The organism is Paenibacillus sp. TSA_86.1 (assembly GCF_052691815.1).
The window spans coordinates 190060-208765 of record NZ_JBQZGE010000004.1 but is presented as its reverse complement, the minus strand read 5'-3'; the positions used below and the strand labels follow the sequence as shown (position 1 = coordinate 208765).

The following is an 18706-nucleotide window of genomic DNA, read 5'->3' as shown; positions in this document are numbered from 1 at the left end:
GAAATACATTTTTTGATCATTTCAGAGCATATCCAATAACAAACAGACAGTCTCAAGACGAGACTGCCTGGGTGACACGGCTTATGGCAGATATCAAACCTGCTAGATAGTATTCATCATCGCTTTTTCGTTCATAGGAGATTGTTTCGCTCTAAGAATACAATGACACAATTCGATAGAATCATGTATATCTTTTTCACTGAGTTCATGGCGATTATTGTCTAGCTGTTCTTTCATCATTTGTAATTTAGGAAATAATAGCTCAACTGTTTTATTGTATATTGCCAGGTCCTGACTGTAATTCCGTGAAGTGAATGCCGTGATCATCAGTTGAGACAACTTTTGTTTACGTATGGTTAACAGTTTGTCTTGTCTTGCCTGTGAATTCGCAAGTATCGTTAAATCGGAAGGTTGACCTAAAGAGTAAGGCACAATGTTCTTCGTTATTTTATTCATAAGACTCACCAACACTTGTTTGGAACCCAGTTCAATGACCTCATCAACCCCCTGTTCTATTAAATAGTGCATAGACTCCAACCATCTTACTGGCCAAGTCATCTGGTTATTTAAATAATCCACAACGGGTCGATCCGACTGATATGGCTCCGCTGTGACATTGGAAATGATCGGGTAGGCTGCATCGCTATAACGATATTGATGCAATTCAATCTTGAATTGTTCTGCCGCATCTTGCATCATGAGAGAATGATACGGACCGGATACTTGAAGATAAGAATGTTTTGTATCCTTGGATTCCGTCCTTCTTATCACTTCTTCTAGAGATTGGCGATGGCCTGAAATGACAAACTGCTGGTTTGCATTTATACAAGCAATACTTACCGGACGTTCGTTGGTCGAGACTTCTTCACATATTTCTTGGAGCGTTCCCACTCCGATGTTTGAAATAGCACACATGGTCCCTTGCTGATATGGATCTGCATTATGCATAATGATACCCCGTTGTCTTACAAGTTGAACAGCATCACGAAAAGATAGAACATCTGCACATACGAGAGCCGAATATTCCCCCAAGCTGTGCCCTGCCATGTAAACAGGTGTCATCCCAATTTCCTGCATGTATACGCGAAAAGCAATAACACTAACCGTTAACAGCGCAGGTTGGGCATTCATCGTCAATGTCAAATCATTCATGTTTCCTTCAAAGCATAGCTTTTTTAGATCGAAAGAAATAGCGTCACTAGCTTCTTCAAATAAGAGCTTGGCTACATCAAACTGATTCCAAAAATCTTTTCCCATTCCAACGATTTGAGACCCTTGTCCGGGAAACAACAGAGCAACGTTACTCATCGGGCATCCTCCATATATTCAATGTTCATGTTTCATTTAAATTCATTTAAAAACCAAAAAATCCCTTGTTTTCAAAATTCATATTAAACTTTCTCGTTAAGATAAGCAATAAACTTGAATATAAAAATAGACACCTCCAATGACGGAGATGTCTGTTTAACTGATCTAATCAAATCTTACAGTTGTCTTACCCAAGTCCTTAAATTAGCCCATACTTCACAAAACTATGATACAGTCCGTCTTCTTCCACGGAGCCCGTGATATCATCGGCAATAGTTTTCAGACCGGGTTTCGCATTCCCCATAGCAATACCTACAGCACAGAATTCCAGCATCTCGGCATCATTCATCCCATCTCCGATAGCCAGCGTATCTTCCCGCGACATCCCCAGATGCTGCAACAAATCTGCAATGGCAATCGCTTTGTGGATTCCCGGGATCATCAGCTCACCGCTGCCCTCTCCAAAAACAGGTACAGTGCATTGAATGACTTCGAACTTGCCTTCAAACTCCTCTTTGATTCGTTCAAACGCAACCACCGGGCTTTCCAGAAAGCAGACCTTGTTGACATCATCCTTATACAGATCGGCTTCACCATAGGTTAAGCCTGCAATAAACGGATGAGGTTTGGTTTCCTTTTTCTCCCGGGCGACTGGATCATTCTCAATATCTCCATAGATGCGGCGTTCCAGATGAGTCTGAAGATTACTGCTCGCATACAATGCAGAGTTGGATTCGAGATAGAAATCAACGCCATGTTCATTGAAGAAATCGACCATATGACGAACATCTTCTGCAGTTACTTTTTTATGATATAACACATCAGATCCGTATTCGACGTACCCTCCGCCTGCTCCAATCAATCCGTCAAAGCCTATATCCCAGATCGAATCATAGATCTCAGCCTTGGAGCGGCCTGTGCAAAGATACAGCAAATGTCCATTCTTACGAGCTTGTTTGCAAGCCTCTTGTGCAGACAATGGGATGTTACCGTCGTCGTCTACCAATGTGCCATCAATATCAATAAATACAACTTTTTGTTTAATATTGCTCATCTGTTATTCCCCCAATTGCATTCTCTGTCTGAAACAATACGATTCACTACCTAGGCGTTCCGAGGCGTTCGTTGATCAATCAACTTTTCTAGAAATTCTGCAAAAGAATTCGCATACACTTCTGGCTCTCCATTAAAGTAATCCAAGCACATCACCTTAAATTCACCGCTTTCATCAGCTGAGCGTGTATCAAAATAGTACAGTACATCCTCATCAGGAATAAACAGTTCCAGCTTGCCTTCCTGCTTCGCCTGTTCATCTGCAAGTCTGTAGATATAGAGAATGTCCGTATCTGTGTACTCTCTGTGCTCTGATGAAGTAATTGTTAAAATTTGTGTCCCGCTTAACATCGCTTGCCCATAATTGAGAAGCCACCATCGGTAGGAAGGCGGTAACAAAAACCCAAGTTCCCGTTCAACTTCAACAATCCAGCTTTCCTCGACTTGATGGTTCGGGAACCATTTTAACGCCTTTGTGTGGGCCAGTTTCTCAATCAGACTTGTGTACATTCCTACATCTCTCCGATCTAAACGTTTAGGGGTTTGTCCATATGCACGATCTGCCATTCATTCAGTTCTTCCGTAATAAACGTAAAGCCCTGACGTTTCCAAAACTCTACGGCCCCCGGCAGAAAACGATGGGTGTGCAGATATAACGTGGTATAAGGCATTTTGGCTACGATCTGCTGCAGTTCTTTGACCAATAGTGAACCAATGCCATATCTGCGGTAGGCAGGATCAACGTAACATTTTACAATCTCAGCCGCAGTATGTTCGGGGTATCGACCATCAATAACCTGAATTCGCCCATCGTAAGGAACAATGCCAATCGAGCCGATAATGCCCGCTTCACCCAATCGAGCGATCACAAAAACAGTATCCTTTCGATTCATATAATGTTCGCTGAACTGTTCAAAGTCCTTAGGAAGTACGGTGTGATCCATCATGGGAAACACTTCACTTCGTACACTCATAGCAAAATGAATCGCTTCCTGTATCTCATGGGATTGAACAGGTCTTACTTCCGGTTTCATCTGATCTGCTATCAACCATATCACATTCCCTTATGTTCAATTATGAGGTGCCTCTCTTCATCTTAACGAATTCCATCAAACCTATCAATCGACTAAACTCAATCCAACCTATCATGTATTGACTTCAGATCAACCTATGAATCTATCGGTACTCCCGACCCATTTTGGAAGAAAGCCCGCGCATTTTCATAGAGTCCGCATAGGATAAGTCGTGTCAAAATCCAATTGGGAAAGGGGTCAAGCCAATGTGGTTATCGTTTAGCATCGTGGCCGTTCTCATTTTAATATCCACCTGGTTCACCCTTCGTTATCTAGACCAAAGGGACGCAAGTAAATTTGATCCGCACGCTCCCCATCAACTGTTGCTTAAGTTCAAAGAAGGTACAACCCCTGATCAGATGCACACCCTCCATCGAAAAAACAAATGTAAAGTCACTGAGACCTATGAAGACCTGGGATGGTATCGTATCGAATCTCGCAAAAAAATGAACCGCATACTCAAACTATATAAAGATCATACTCTCATTGAACATGCCCAACCCAACTATCTGGTTCAGACCTCGTTTATCCCCAATGATCCGTTCTTCCCTTATCAGTACAATCTGACCAAGATTAATGCCCCGGCTGCATGGGATATCAACCAGAGTAACAGCACAATTAAAATCGCTATCATTGACACTGGTGTACAGTTAAACCACCCTGAGCTGGCTTCAAAGCTCTTGCCCGGTTACGATTACGTGGATTATGACAATATCCCTGAGGACGGAAACGGCCATGGTACACATGTTGCTGGTATTGCTGCCTCGATTACCAATAATGGTGTCGGCATTGCGGGTACAGCACCTTTGGCTTCTATCGTTCCGCTTCGTGTGTTGGATAACAACGGCCAAGGAACGATTGGCAATGTAGGCAACGGGCTTGTTTTTGCTGCCAATAACGGCGTTCAAGTGATCAATCTTAGTCTGGGTGGTCCTACCGGAGATACGTTCCTTCAAGCCGCTGTTCAGTATGCATGGGATCGCGGGGCTGTCATTATTGCAGCCGCCGGCAATGACAATACCTCATTCCCGATCGTGCCTGCTTCTTACCCCAATGTCATTGCTGTGGCATCCACCAATTCATACGACCTGAAATCGAACTTCTCGAACTACGGTCCTTGGGTCGATATGGCTGCACCGGGTGATAGCATCCTATCCACGTATCTTGGCAGTTCGTATGCCTATCTCAGCGGAACATCAATGGCCGCTCCGCAAGTTGCTGGCGTGGCTGCTTTACTCGCTGCTCAAGGCAAAACAAATGCCCAAATCCGTGATGCCCTCTGTTTCGCTTCAGACCCTGTCTCCGGTTCAGGCATCTATTGGACGTACGGACGGCTGAATGCCTATCAGAGTGTGCAAGTCCCATAATGCTGCTTCCGTTTTCCGTTCATTTATCAATCCCGTACAGGAAGACAGTTTCATTTTCCAACGCACATAAACAAGCAGATAAAAACTATGGAGCGTCTATACGATAGACATTCCATAGTTTTTATCGATTCATTTTGTTATACAGTTTTCTCTATTGCCTGACCAAAAAACAATCCCGTGTGAACGGGACTGTTCTATGTCTACCTTTATACGATATGAACAACTTCAATCAGAAATATTGTGCTCCATTACTCGCAATAACCTCTTTGTACCAATGGAAGCTTTTCTTTTTCACACGACGAAGTGTTCCGCTTCCATCGTTATTTCTGTCTACATAAATGTAGCCATACCGTTTCTTCATCTCTCCCGTACCTGCACTAACCAGATCAATCGGCCCCCAACTGGTGTAACCGATCAGTTCTACACCGTCCTGAATGGCTTCCGCCATCTCAGCAAAGTGGCTGTTCAGATACTCAATGCGATAGTCATCTTCAACCGTATCATTATCCAGCAACACATCGGTTGCACCAAGTCCATTTTCGACAATAAACAACGGTTTTCCGTAGCGATCATGAAGCTGGTTACACGTAATACGAAGCCCTTTGGGATCAATAGTCCAGCCCCATTCGGACGCTTGAAGATACGGATTCTTCACCGATCCAAACACGTTGCCTTCGGTAGAGTCTTTCAACACTTCCGGATCAGCACTGGTACAACGGCTTGCATAATAGCTGAAACCAATGTAATCAACCGTATATTGCTTCAAAATTTCGGCATCTTCCGGCTGCATCTCAATACGGATATTATTTTCTCTGAAAAAGCGCTTGGTATAACCCGGATACTCTCCCTTCGACTGTACATCAATGAAAAAGAAGGACTCCCGATCTTTATCCATCGCTTTCCACACATCTTCCGGATGTGAACTATAAGGGTATACCATACCGGCAGCCAGCATACAGCCCATCTGAGCACTCGGAATGATCTCGTGACAAGCTTTAACTGCCAGCGCACTTGCAACGAGTTCATGGTGAGCCGCCTGATACAACACTTGTTCCTTGTCTTCACCTTCCCCCAGCACGATCCCCGCACCGATATAAGGCAGATGAAGCAGCATGTTGATCTCGTTAAATGTCATCCAGTATTTCACTTTATCCTTGTAGCGATTAAAGAGTGTTTTGGCATAAGTTTCGAAAAAGCCAACCATCTTGCGATTTTTCCAGCCGCCATAGTTCTTCACCAAATTCACAGGCACATCAAAATGACAGATGGTGACGACGGGTTCAATATTGTACTTCAGCAGCTCATCAAAAACATCGTCATAGAATTGAAGTCCTGCTTCATTCGGTTCTGCATCATCACCATTCGGGAAAATTCGTGCCCAGGCTACCGAAAGCCTGAGGCACTTGAATCCCATCTCGGCAAATAACGCGATATCTTCCTTATACCGATGGTAAAAATCAATCGCGTCATGGGAAGGATAGAACTCGTCTTCTTGTGGTTCGAACGAATCCAGATTACCGAGTGCAATCGGAAAACGATTGGTTCCAATCGGAATCAGATCAACAGTTGTTAACCCTTTTCCTCCTTCAAGATAAGCACCTTCCAGCTGATTGGCTGCCGTAGCTCCTCCCCAGAGAAAATCCTCTGGGAAGGCCTTCATTTTTTCAAACATCGAAGTACCCCTCCTATTATAAGCATTTATAATCGGGTTAGATTAGCTCAGCACAGTAAGCAGTTTATCCTTCTCGTTCACACTTGCGCTTTTAGTCGGAACAACGTCCAGATAGTTAGAAGTATTCGTAATGATAATCGGAGTAACGATCTCATATCCCGCGTCTTTGATTGCTTGCAGATCAAACTCCATAATCAGATCACCTGCATTGACACGGTCCCCATCTTTGACATGAGCTGTAAAATGTTGACCTTTCAATTGCACCGTATCCTGACCAATGTGAATCAGCATTTCCACACCATCATCTGTAACAAGACCAATCGCATGTTTGGTACGGTACACGGTTTGCACAACACCCGTAATCGGAGATACCACTCTGCCACTGGATGGACGGATCGCAATGCCTTTGCCCATATGTTCTCCTGCAAACGTAACATCGTTAATTTCTTTCAGTTCAACCACTTCACCAGCCATCGGGCTTACAATCTCATAACGGTTGTTCGGGTTAGGATCAAGTACAGGAGCTGGTGCAGCCGTTTTTTCAACTGGATCTTTGAAGCCAACAACATATGTCAGGATGAAACCAAGAATGAATGCGATAATTGTAGCTGCAACAACCCAGAAGAATACGGAATTCATTCCTTCTGTAGGGCTTACATAACTCGGATAACCGAAGATTCCAAGACCACCAATGATGTAACCTTTCGCCCCGAACAATCCAAGGATACCTCCACCAATACCACCAGCAATACAACTCATAATAAATGGTTTTTTGAGTGGTAGTGTCACACCGTAAATCGCTGGCTCAGTGACACCAAATATTCCGGAAATGAACGCAGGTGCACCGAGTGTTTTCAGCTTTTGGCTTTTCGTTTTCAACATGACCGCAAGCACTGCACCAATTTGAGCGAAGGAAGCTGCAAAAGACAATGCCAGAATCGAATCATAGCCCAGAGTTGCAAGGTTAACGAATACCAATGGAACGAGTCCCCAGTGGAGTCCGAACAAGACGAATACTTGCCACAAACCACCGATTACAAGACCTGTAAGTAACGGACTCAGTCCGTAAATGGAAGATGTAAATGCTCCTAACAGTTGACCCGCCCATGTCGCAATCGGACCAATAACCAAAAATGTAAGGGGTACAATAACAAGCAAAGTACAGAATGGAACCAGGAAATTACTAACTACTTTAGGCATAACCTTTTTGAAGAAACGCTCAATTTTAACTGCGAAGAACGTTGCTATAATAATCGGAATAACGGATGAGGCATAATCCATCAGAATGACCGGTATACCTAGAAACTCAATCCGAATCGGTGATTCAAACAAAGTACCTGCAAACAAAGTATACATCGGTTCCCCGCCTCGAATTCCCGCCAGTGTTGGGTAAACTAACGAAGCACCAATCGCCATCCCCAGGAATGGACTTCCACCAAACTTTTTAATAGCTGTGTATCCAAGGAAGATCGGGAAGAAGTAAAATAAACAATCTCCAATGGCGTTTAACAGAGCATACGTGCCAGCATCCTTATCAATCCAGCCCAAGGACAAGAACATCGCCGTGAAGCCTTTAATCATCCCCGTCGCAGCAAGCAATCCGAGAACTGGAGTAAACACACCGGAAATCATATCTACAAAGCGGTTAAACAAATTGCCTTTTGGACCGGAGTCTTCATCCGTCGCTTCTACTTGACCTTCAGCCGACAAATTTCCTGCTTTTACCACTGCTTTATATACATCCGGCACTTCATTGCCGATAACAACCTGATACTGCCCTCCACTTTGCATAACCGTAATCACGCCCGGCAGATTTTTAAGCTCTTCCGTTTTGGCTACGCTTTCATTTTTCAGCTTAAACCGAAGTCTTGTTACACAATGAAATACACTTTTTACGTTCTCAGGTCCCCCGACCCGTGACAGAATGTCTTTTGCCAATTGATCGTAGTTGCTCATTGTCATTCTTCCTCTCTAAGTAGACTCCCCATGCTTGTGAAACAAAGAAAACCTGAACTACTGAACAATCACAACGTACCGGAAATCCGGAAATCAGTCGTGTTATTCAGCAATTCAGGTTTTGCCCTTAACGGTTGCAACCCTGTAAGGCTGTACACATTGTTATTTGATTATTATTACTTGGCAAGCACATTGATAGTCCTTCTACCTTGCGGCCAGGAATTGCCTGATTGAACAGTAACAATCCGTTCGGATAATGTATGCGCTTACTTATTGAAATCATCATAGTACATCTGGACTATGTTTGCAAGCATTTTTTATATTTACTTGTTACACCGCCGGTTTATTCAGAGGTTGCATTCACAACTCGCTCGATATGAATCGTTAAATACATCATTTCTTCGTCAGTTAGTTGATAGGTGTAGTTATTTTCAATAAATTTTTTGATTTTCACAGAGCACTTGTGTGCATCCGGGTACTTTTTCTGAATCATCTGGAACAGTTCGTCATCACTGTTGCTCTTGTAGTGCTTCCCTTTAACCATTCTCTGAGCGAAATACTTCAGGTGTGTAACAAAACGGGTGTAGTTTAAGCCGTTCTCATCAAAGTCCATTTTGAAGTGATATTTGATGATCGTCAGAATCTCCTGCATAACCTGCGTCATGCTACGTATATTAGGCATCTCTTCGTTAAGTGCCGCATTCACAAAATGCAGTGCCATAAATCCTGCCTCATCCTCCGGTAAAAGCACACCAAATTGATCACAGATCATATTTAACGCTTCAAGCCCAACTTCATACTCATCTTTATACAGTTGCTTCGTCTCCCATAACAACCCGTTCCGAATCGGAAGATTGTTGCGGAACCGCTCGATGGCAAAATGAATATGATCCGTCAGATGCAGATAGATACTCTCGTTTAACTTCTTGCCGAGTTTCAGCTTGGCATAAGCAATAATTTCTTCGGACACTTTCATGTACTCAAGCGGGATGCTTGCAATTAACGCCTTGAAGTTTTCCTGAATATCTTCATTCTGTAAAGTAAATATCTTGTCAACATGCTGGTCAGAGATCAGATCACCTGTCTTCTTTTGAAAAGCGATACCCCGACCAATAACAATAACTTCTTGTTCATCTTTGATGGCCACTACCGCATTATTGTTTAACACCTTCTCGATTTTCACTTCATCACTCCAATATACAGAAAAAGGCAAACCACACCTGCGCTTTGAGGTTACTGGAGATGCCTTTATCTCTTCAATGTAAACTGATATGTGCGTTCATGGTATTACATTTCACTGGTTTATGCAACAAAAAACGGTTAAAGCTTTAATGGAACTTATCTACTCTTGTGTATAACCTAACCCCGGCAAAGTAAATGGTGATCGTATTTAGTATAGGTTGCTGTAGTCATTCTTCAAAATCAGTTATGTTTTTTTATTTTTGTTGTCCCGCTCTAATTCTGCCTCAATCTTGCGATTGATCACATCCATCCTCTCGGATGAGATCCGGTCTATATCTTTGTAAGTCTGATCCGTCTCATACGAATCTAACTCTTCTTTATTCATTAATTTCAAATGATTTTTGATCGCCAGAATATCTTCACGCATATACATGGTTTGCCGGTATTGATCAATAACAACTGCAAAGATGATACCTCCGACCAGGATGGGTCCGTAAGGAAACAAAAAACATAACACAACACCAACTAATAATAGCATTAAAAAATACATCTAACTCCTCCTTCTTCACAGATTATTTCAATCCCAGCATAACGATCCTTAAGATATTTACGTATGAAACTACAAATTAAAATGTCGCCGGATCCATTGGGCAGTGAGCTCGGGGCTTTGGTTTGTATTATCTATCCGAAGATAACGTTCATCTGTAACCTCTCCCGGCCTTTTCCCCTTTGAAGAACCTTAGTCAAAATACGGGGACACAAGATCAATTGCCATATGGTTATGAAATAACTTTAGGTCCGTGATCTTCTCCAATTCCTGTCCTACGGTCATTTCACTATCTTACCTTGTTTAAAGAAAATTAAAAAGAGACTTCAAAGTCTCCTATGAAAAGACTTGAAATCTCTTTGTACTTGTTGACATCATTTTTGATGAAAGAATAATTAACGTCCGATAAGAACCCATCCCCATTTCAACCGACGCAGTGCCATCGCACAGAGCCAGGAGAACAACAATGCTGCGATGTACGATAGTACAATACCAAGACCGAAATGACGGGTAAAATCATCCGTAAGCGCATATCTCCAAACCATCAGTACCAAAGGATGAATTAAAAAGATACCAAATGCGACTGTACCCAAGGAATCCGTAAAGCGAGACACTTTATATTCACTTCTCCGCTCTCTTGTGCCTATCTTCTCACTCAAAACCAAGAGCACCAGACAAGCAGAAAGTGTAAATACATTTCGTACAGTGAACAGCACGGTATACATCACCATTGGCCATTCAATCAAGTTCGTTTTAATGAAGCCCGAGGCATACATGGAAATCGCTGCACCGCTTATGAGCGCAACCAGAAGCACATAGCGGAGGCGCATCATTTTTTTCATCAACCATTCGAAGTTCAGTCCCATCCAGGCTCCGAACCCAATCACAATCAAATAACTGGGCAATAGACTGCCTGTTCGTCCGAAGTCAAACTTCAAATTTAATACGTAAAACAATGCTTGACCCGCAATAAAATACAAAGGCATATACCTTCTAAACCATGGTCGTTTTGTTAAAGAAAGAATCCAAGGAAACACGATATAAAATTGAAGGATAATTAGAAAAAAGTACAAATGTGTATGAGCCGTTCCTAGCATCAGTTGCTCCACAAACTGTTGACTGCTCTCAAGTGCTTCCTTGCCTGCGAGCCACTTTTTGATCATAAAATAGATTAAGGACCACGCTACATACGGTACAAATATATAAAACATTCGCTTCTTGTAAAAAGAAACAATCCAACCCTTCTCACTCAGCTTGGCACTATAGTTATAAAACAAAACCAGTGAAGATAGAAATAAAAAAGCCGGGACTGCAAATTGAAGAAAAGTGTTCCAAAAGTAAAATAAATCATGATCAAATGTGTTTTTGGGATAATGCGCAACTGCTGTTGATGTTGCATGAATAGCGACAACTGCCATAATCGCGATAGCGCGATAGAAATCCAGATACTCTATACGCCGGGGGCGATTAATCGGTGTACTCATACCTATAACCTCACTTATGTCTGATAATAGAAAAATTGTCTCCGGTAATTCATTTTTCAAATCTTATTGTAGTCCCCTGTCCAGAAGATTACAATCCTATTTTTTATAATTTTCGACAACATGTTTATGTATAAGTTTATCTATCCATAGTTTCGCATTTTTCCAAGAAGACATCTGCGGAAAGTTGTACTGCTCCCGTTGTTGTTTGTTCCACGGATGCGGAATACAGATCACTTTCTTTCCACTTTCCACTGCCGGAATCAGATTATGGGGCCCGTCATCGATTAAAAGATCGAATGTGAGCAAGTTTTTGCGTTTGCACGTAATGAATTGCTCTAGTTTAATAAACGGCATATGCATCTGAAGCCAATTCCACTTTTCATGGACCGTTCTTGGTTCCGCTGCTGTAACAATGATTAGATCATATGCGTCGTTTAATTTCTGCATCTCTTCTACTACATACTCATCATATAATTCTAGCTCTTCGAATAAACCAGGACGCCCGTAAAACACCTCATGTGTACTATCAGGGTGACGCAAGTGCGTTGTATCCCAGTCGACCATATCTTCATATTGGAGAGAGTGCGTTGGGAAGCTTCTGTTGTTATGGTATATAGCCCGCTTGACCAGTTGACAAATGGTGTCATCCATATCTACGGCAATAATCGGTTTTCTCATTTTCATTCCTCCCTGATACGAAAACAGTATATCATCTAGCAAGGGGAGGGGCTATGGTTTTGTGTCCCTGAAGGTGATCATTACGATCATTTCCCTGTTCATTCACGTTATAATGTATAATTTCTAAAAGAACTACATCATTACAACTATTTAATAGGAGGAACTGTATTGAAAAGAATGGCTTCTATGGTCGCACTTATTGCTGCGATTACACTCATATTATCCGCACCCCTCGCTTTAGCGTCAGAAGTGTCAGGAACTAGTGATTTCCCTCCGTATGTAGATACTCGTGAGTCTGCTGAACATCTGGATCTGAAGGTAAAAAAACAGTTAACCGATGAACTTGTTCAACTTGTTGGTAAACAGGATATTCAATTCACTACAATTGACAAGTCATTTGATCCGTGGGTCATTGATGGCACGGTAGATGGAAATGCGCGTGCCGATTTTTCACAAAGATATGATGCTAATCATAATCGTGTCGTGTCTACCCTTCTCATGTATAATGGTGCCGATCTGAATAAGGTGATGGATAATTCGCTGCGCCTCAAGCTCAATGCCTTCTTAAAGACATTTGAAGATGAAGACATGTTCATTAAAATGTTTGTTGAGCGCTTTAAAGCGAATGATGAGGATCAGGGACATCTATATCAAAACTATTGGGTCATCGTTGGCCCAAGTCAACAACTATACATTGATGTCGATAATGGGAATCGGATGTCAGCAAGCTTGCAATATAAGATTGAAGATAGCTATGCCTGGCTGACGGATATAGCAAGAAACTCAATCAAACGGCTGGGGATTCCCACGCAGAAGGCTTTTGATTACACCCTCTTCGCCGTAGAAGGCAAGGATATGTTATGGCAATATCGGGATGACGAAAATCTAAATTACGTACATATCGGCAGCAAGACAGGAAAGGTATGGAGAATCACCAATGAATTGGGCATAGATTGGAACAACGAGGCTGATTTCAAAAAGTCTTTTGCCAAACCTAAGCTGAGTAAAAGTAAAGCACTTTCCATCGCAACACCAAAAGCAAAATCCATCTTTGGCCTTCAATTGAAAGGATACAGCGTTCGTATCCAAGATAACCAATACACTTTTACGAAAAAAGGGGCCACTACAATCATCGGTGAAATCAACAAAAAGGGTGCTTTTTATTCGTTTGAAGCCATTCCCGTAAATGGAGTACGGAACTAACTGTACGTTTGTAGAGAGAACAAAACAGCCCCTTCTATTACGAAGGGGCTGTTTTGTTATTGTGCAAAGGTCACGTTAATCTGCACAATCTCGGAACGGCTGCTTGTCCGGATTGGCGGTCCCCAGAAACCGTATCCTGAGGTGACAATCGAGTGCATGGAGCCCTTTTGCAGATAACCCCAATCATTCTCATAGATCGCTTGTGTGATCCATTGAGCAGGTGCAATCTGTCCCCGGTGGGTATGACCAGATACAAGCAAATCGACCTTGTTCTGCTCAGCAATACCCAGATCATACGGCTGATGATCCAGCATGATCACAGGCTGATTCCGATCTGTATTTTGCATAAGCGTTGCTACGTCTGCCCGATCTTCTTCCGTTCGGTCTTTCCGTCCAATCAACGTAATTTTGTTGTCCAAAACAATTTTATCATCATACAGCACCTGCATATTACTTTTCTCTAGTGCTGCGATCAGATTCTGAACAGGCCCGTCAGACTTGTCATGGTTCCCCAGTGAAGCATATACGCCATAAGGAGCCTTGATTTCACTTATAATATCGGCAATTCCACTCTTCTCATACATCTCCAGGTTGTCATCGATCAGGTCACCAGGATATAAGACGAGGTCTGGCTTAAGGGCATTAATTTCTTTCACCATCCGTTTAGCATGGGCAGGGCCAGACAACAATCCAAAATGCATATCCGCAGCCATGACAATATTCAGCTTGTCGATCCCTTCGACTTTTTTATCAATCTGAATGTTATATTGTCTGACGACCGGACTGTACGCGTTGAAAATTCCGTATCCCATTGTAGAGATAAGTAAAACCAGCGTAACTACACCTGCCCATTTGTGAGCGTGATGTCTGGGAATTCGCGTCAAGCGGAGAAGCCACAACGTCAGGTGTACAACAGGTAATATCATTAATAATAGCGAGAAAACCGCCAGCCAATAAGAACCGATGACACCGAGAAACGAAATACTGCCAAATATGCGTGCCAAAATAAAAGAAGCGGCCAGAAAAACAAGTGCTACGATATACAACCAGCGAAATCTGGCTGCCACGACGGGTTTCATCCAGCTCCAACCGCTCCAGCCTATGTAGAAGACTAACAATCCATATACGAGTAAAAACAAGATACCTATCAGTACAAACATGCCTAGCCTAACCCCCACCATCTAAAAGTTATATACTGCTATTTTAACAGAATCAATTCCGTCTGAACTAGTATAACGTAATTAGAGGCAATCCAGCATCTTTTGCGCACTACAGATAGGTACATTTTATTACAATTTGGTGATATTTAATTTTGAACAAACCTTATCCCTGCTCCAAAACAAAAAAAAGCACCTCCGCAACTCTCCCCTGAGTAAACTCAAAAGGATTGTTGCAAAGGTGCTCTTATTTAAAATTACTCGTTAGTATCCATCCATTGAAAGTGGAATGAACCTTCTTTGTCCACACGTTGGAACGTGTGAGCACCGAAGTAGTCACGTTGTGCTTGCAACAGGTTTGCTGGCAAACGCTCTGTACGATAGCTGTCGTAGTAAGACAATGCACTGGAGAAACCGGGTACCGGAATACCTTGTTTCACCGCAGATGCCACGACTTCACGCCATGCATCCTGGTAAGATTCCACGATGTTTTGGAAGTACGGATCAAGCAGCAGGTTTTTCAGGGCTGCGTCTTTGTCGTATGCTTCTTTGATGTTCTGCAGGAACTGTGAACGGATAATGCAACCACCGCGGAAGATCATTGCGATGTTGCCGTATTTCAGATCCCAGCCGTACTCGTCAGATGCGGCACGCATCTGTGCGAAGCCTTGGGCGTAGGATACGATTTTACTTGCGAACAGCGCTTTGCGCACGTTCTCGATGAACGCTTTTTTGTCACCAGAGAATGCTTCAGCTTGGGGTCCGTTCAAAATTTTGCTTGCAGCGATACGCTCGTCTTTCATCGCTGACAAGAAACGAGAGAATACGGACTCCGTAATCATGGACAAGGGTACGCCGAGATCCAGCGCGCTTTGGCTTGTCCATTTGCCTGTTCCCTTTTGTCCGGCGGCATCCAGAATGACATCAACCATCGGTTTGCCTGTTTCCGGATCGTATTTGGAGAAGATGTCCGCTGTAATCTCGATCAGGTAACTGTCGAGTTCACCTTGGTTCCACTCTGAGAAAATTTCATGCAGTTCTTCTACGGATACGTTCAATACCGATTTCAGCAAGTGGTACGCTTCACCGATCAATTGCATATCACCGTATTCAATACCGTTATGCACCATTTTAACGTAGTGTCCCGCACCGTCAGGTCCGATATACGTGCTGCACGCATCATCGCCAACTTTGGCAGAAATCGCCGTCAGGATTGGTTCTACAAGCTCATAGGCGCTTTCCTGACCGCCTGGCATAATTGCAGGTCCTTTCAATGCACCTTCTTCACCACCGGATACACCTGCACCGATAAAGCGGAAACCTTTGGCTTCCAAATCTTTGCTACGACGCTGTGTATCAGGGAAGTACGCATTACCGCCATCGATAATGATATCTCCTTGATCCAAATGAGGAAGCAATTGCTCAATGGTCGCATCGGTGGCTTTACCCGCCTGTACCATGATTAGAATTTTGCGTGGTGATTCCAAGGAAGCTACGAACTCTTCGATCGAGAACGTTCCGATCAGGTTTTTACCCTCTGCTTCTTTGAGAAGATCATGTGTTTTCTCAGGTGAACGGTTAAATACCGATACCGAGAAACCTTTGCTCTCAATATTAAAAGCCAGGTTTTTCCCCATTACCGCTAGTCCAATGACACCAATCTGTTGTTTACTCATTATGTCCTCCCGATACTCCATGATTTATATATATATTTTTTCATTAAACCTTTTTGTTTCGTATGGCTTTTATTGTACTGTTTTTTTCCAGTCTGCTGCAAATTTCTCCATGCCTTGATCTGTCAGCGGGTGCTTGGAGATTTGCTCAATCACAGAAAATGGAACTGTTGCAATATGCGCTCCAGCCATCGCAACACGAGTCACGTGATCCGGATGTCTTACGGATGCCGCAATGATCTGTGCATCCAGATGATGTGTGCGGAACAATTCAGCTACTTTGGCTACCAGTTGTACGCCATCTTCCGAGATATCGTCCAGACGTCCCAGGAACGGAGATACGTAAGTTGCACCTGCACGAGCTGCAAGCAATGCCTGATTCACGGTGAAGATCAATGTCACATTTGTTTTTACACCTTTTTTAGTCAAATAACGGCAAGCTTCCAGACCTGCAAGCGTCATTGGCAATTTGATGGTAATGTTTTTATCGTTGTTATTGATTTTGATTAATTCATTCGCTTGAGCGATCATCTCTTCAGCGGTCAGCGCATCTGGCGTTACTTCAGCAGAAACAGACTCCACTTCAGGCACAAGCTTCAGAATTTCTTCGATGCGGTCTTCAAATTTCACGCCTTCTTTGGCAACCAAAGAAGGGTTTGTTGTTACACCAGATAATACGCCGATTTTATATGCTTTTTGGATATCTTCCACGTTAGCTGTATCGATAAAAAATTTCATGATTAAATAACCTCCGATTAGTTTGATTTTTTAGTTGTTTTGAATTAGATGTTGCCGTTAACTGCCATGGGTACATCGCTGTCTTGCTCAGAAATCAGTTCATTGGGCTCATCGAACCACCAGTGGTGACCTTCCGCCTCAAGCATGGCATCCGACTCGGCCGGTCCATAACTTCCTGCTGGATATAAGTGAAGTGGCAGCAGATTTTCATTGAATGCATCCAGAATCGGTTGCACCCAAGCCCAGGATAACTCAACTTCATCCCAATGTGCAAAGAATGTTGGGTCACCATGCAGCGCATCGCGAATTAAGTTCTCATAAGCTTCTGCCAGATCTCCCTGATTAGGAGCAAGATCAATATGAACGGGTTTGAACTCCCCTTTGTTTTCAGGATCGCTTGCGTTCAGTTGCAGTGTCATGCTCTGGTCCGGGCTCATTTCAATCACAAGCAAATTCGGCTTCGAACCATTGTTCTTCATCAGGCGACCTTGGCCCGAAGGTTCTTTGAACTCAATCACAATTCGTGTTGATTTCTCCTTCATTCTTTTACCCGTACGGATGTAAAACGGAACACCTCTCCAGAAGAAATCATCAATTTGCAGCTTCGCGGCAATAAATGTGTCATTCATCGTGTTCTCGGCAACACCTGGTTCATCTGTGTAGGCATGTACCGGTTTCCCTTGAATTTTGCCTGCAGCATACTGTCCACGAATGATACTTGCCTCCACCGTTTGCTTCTGCAGGGGTTGAATGGACTCCATAATGTGTTTTTTCTTCTGACCCACATTTTCGGAAGTGCTGTTATATGGAAGCTGAATCGCCATCATCATAAGCAATTGCAACATATGATTCTGGAACATGTCACGCACAGCACCTACATGATCATAATAGGATGCGCGTTCTTCAACACCAACAGTCTCATTCGCCGTAATTTGTACGTTAGAGATATAACGGTTGTTCCACAGAGCCTTCATAATCGGGTTGCTCTGATGAAGTGTCTCCAGCTTCTGAACCATCGGTTTACCCAGGTAGTGGTCAATCCGGTAAATCTCTTCCTCTGTGAATGATTCACTCAGCTTGCGGTTAAGGTCGCGAGCCGATTGCAGATCATGACCGAATGGCTTCTCAATGACGAGACGTTTCCATCCTTGCGTGGAACCCAGCCCACTTGCCTGAATATTTTCAGCGATTGGTTCGAAGAACTCCGGACCAACCGATAGATAAAACAAGCGATTGGATGTAATGCCAAGTTCAGCCTCTCTTTGCTCAACCACTTGAAGCAACTTTATATAATCTTCCTTATGGCTGATATTCAATACACTGTAACGAAAAGCTTTTATAAATGATTTGACCGATTCATGGTCTCCCTGACGTCTTGAGAAATCATGTAAGGATTTTTCCACTTGCGCCTGGAAAAACTCATCCGACCACTCTCTGCGGCCCATGCCGATCAGGGAGAAGGTTTCAGGAAGCTTTTTCTCAAGGTACAGATTATATAGGGCAGGATATATTTTTCTTTTGGCTAAATCTCCAGTAGCACCAAATAAAACAATTGTTGTTGGTTCCATCTTACCGTGCTCCTTCCAAGTAACTCTGGTTTCTTTGTTGTAGTTAC

General features: G+C 43.0%; 16 protein-coding genes and 1 pseudogene. 2 read left to right on the top strand and 15 right to left on the bottom strand.

Going from position 1 to position 18706, the window contains the following annotated elements; genetic code table 11:
• Positions 1-102: 102 nt before the first annotated feature.
• From fabD to ACUTVW_RS12195, 4 genes are all read right to left on the bottom strand, one after another.
• Positions 103-1308: an ACP S-malonyltransferase gene (gene fabD / locus ACUTVW_RS12210; protein WP_445646051.1), complete on the bottom strand. Its 1206-nt coding sequence runs from the start codon at positions 1306-1308 to the stop codon at positions 103-105.
• Between the two features lie 199 nt (positions 1309-1507).
• A complete protein-coding gene (locus ACUTVW_RS12205) occupies positions 1508-2362 on the bottom strand; it encodes a Cof-type HAD-IIB family hydrolase (protein ID WP_445646050.1) in 855 nt (284 codons plus the stop codon).
• 50 nt (positions 2363-2412) lie between these two features.
• Entirely contained in the window at positions 2413-2871 is a 459-nt protein-coding gene (locus ACUTVW_RS12200) for an SMI1/KNR4 family protein (protein WP_445646049.1), read from the bottom strand.
• A gap of 17 nt (positions 2872-2888) precedes the next feature.
• Positions 2889-3410, bottom strand: a complete 522-nt coding sequence (locus ACUTVW_RS12195; protein WP_445646048.1) for a GNAT family N-acetyltransferase — start codon at positions 3408-3410, stop codon at positions 2889-2891.
• A gap of 230 nt (positions 3411-3640) precedes the next feature.
• On the opposite strand from ACUTVW_RS12195, the gene ACUTVW_RS12190 reads away from it, so the two are divergent.
• Positions 3641-4801, top strand: coding sequence for a S8 family peptidase (locus ACUTVW_RS12190; RefSeq protein WP_445646047.1), 1161 nt, complete (start codon positions 3641-3643; stop codon positions 4799-4801).
• Between the two features lie 229 nt (positions 4802-5030).
• Here ACUTVW_RS12190 and ACUTVW_RS12185 read toward each other — a convergent pair whose 3' ends face one another.
• The 7 genes and pseudogenes from ACUTVW_RS12185 to ACUTVW_RS12155 form a co-directional block, all read right to left on the bottom strand.
• Entirely contained in the window at positions 5031-6473 is a 1443-nt protein-coding gene (locus ACUTVW_RS12185; protein ID WP_445646046.1) for a 6-phospho-beta-glucosidase, read from the bottom strand.
• A gap of 42 nt (positions 6474-6515) precedes the next feature.
• A complete protein-coding gene (locus ACUTVW_RS12180; RefSeq protein WP_445646045.1) occupies positions 6516-8429 on the bottom strand; it encodes a beta-glucoside-specific PTS transporter subunit IIABC in 1914 nt (637 codons plus the stop codon).
• Between the two features lie 343 nt (positions 8430-8772).
• Positions 8773-9612: a BglG family transcription antiterminator LicT gene (gene licT / locus ACUTVW_RS12175; protein WP_445646044.1), complete on the bottom strand. Its 840-nt coding sequence runs from the start codon at positions 9610-9612 to the stop codon at positions 8773-8775.
• A gap of 243 nt (positions 9613-9855) precedes the next feature.
• The gene (locus tag ACUTVW_RS12170) at positions 9856-10161 is read right to left on the bottom strand and encodes a hypothetical protein (RefSeq protein ID WP_445646043.1); all 306 of its coding nucleotides are present in this window, start codon (positions 10159-10161) and stop codon (positions 9856-9858) included.
• 192 nt (positions 10162-10353) lie between these two features.
• Positions 10354-10443: pseudogene (locus tag ACUTVW_RS12165) on the bottom strand (shikimate kinase); the annotation flags it as partial.
• Positions 10444-10553: 110 nt separating this feature from the next.
• Entirely contained in the window at positions 10554-11642 is a 1089-nt protein-coding gene (locus tag ACUTVW_RS12160) for an acyltransferase (protein ID WP_445646042.1), read from the bottom strand.
• A gap of 96 nt (positions 11643-11738) precedes the next feature.
• Positions 11739-12320, bottom strand: coding sequence for a 5' nucleotidase, NT5C type (locus tag ACUTVW_RS12155; RefSeq protein ID WP_445646041.1), 582 nt, complete (start codon positions 12318-12320; stop codon positions 11739-11741).
• A gap of 168 nt (positions 12321-12488) precedes the next feature.
• Between ACUTVW_RS12155 and ACUTVW_RS12150 the strand changes: the two genes are divergently transcribed.
• Positions 12489-13523, top strand: coding sequence for a hypothetical protein (locus tag ACUTVW_RS12150; protein ID WP_445646040.1), 1035 nt, complete (start codon positions 12489-12491; stop codon positions 13521-13523).
• A 56-nt stretch (positions 13524-13579) separates the two neighbouring features.
• On the opposite strand, the gene ACUTVW_RS12145 is transcribed toward ACUTVW_RS12150, so the two are convergent.
• The 4 genes from ACUTVW_RS12145 to zwf form a co-directional block, all read right to left on the bottom strand.
• Entirely contained in the window at positions 13580-14683 is a 1104-nt protein-coding gene (locus ACUTVW_RS12145; protein ID WP_445646039.1) for a metallophosphoesterase, read from the bottom strand.
• A gap of 254 nt (positions 14684-14937) precedes the next feature.
• Positions 14938-16356 (bottom strand): NADP-dependent phosphogluconate dehydrogenase, encoded by a 1419-nt coding sequence (gene gndA, locus ACUTVW_RS12140; RefSeq protein ID WP_445646038.1) that lies wholly within the window; start codon positions 16354-16356, stop codon positions 14938-14940.
• A gap of 69 nt (positions 16357-16425) precedes the next feature.
• On the bottom strand, positions 16426-17091 hold the full coding sequence (fsa, locus tag ACUTVW_RS12135) for a fructose-6-phosphate aldolase (protein WP_434750677.1): 666 nt from the start codon (positions 17089-17091) through the stop codon (positions 16426-16428).
• Positions 17092-17135: 44 nt separating this feature from the next.
• Positions 17136-18659, bottom strand: coding sequence for a glucose-6-phosphate dehydrogenase (gene zwf, locus ACUTVW_RS12130; protein ID WP_445646037.1), 1524 nt, complete (start codon positions 18657-18659; stop codon positions 17136-17138).
• Positions 18660-18706 lie beyond the last annotated feature (47 nt).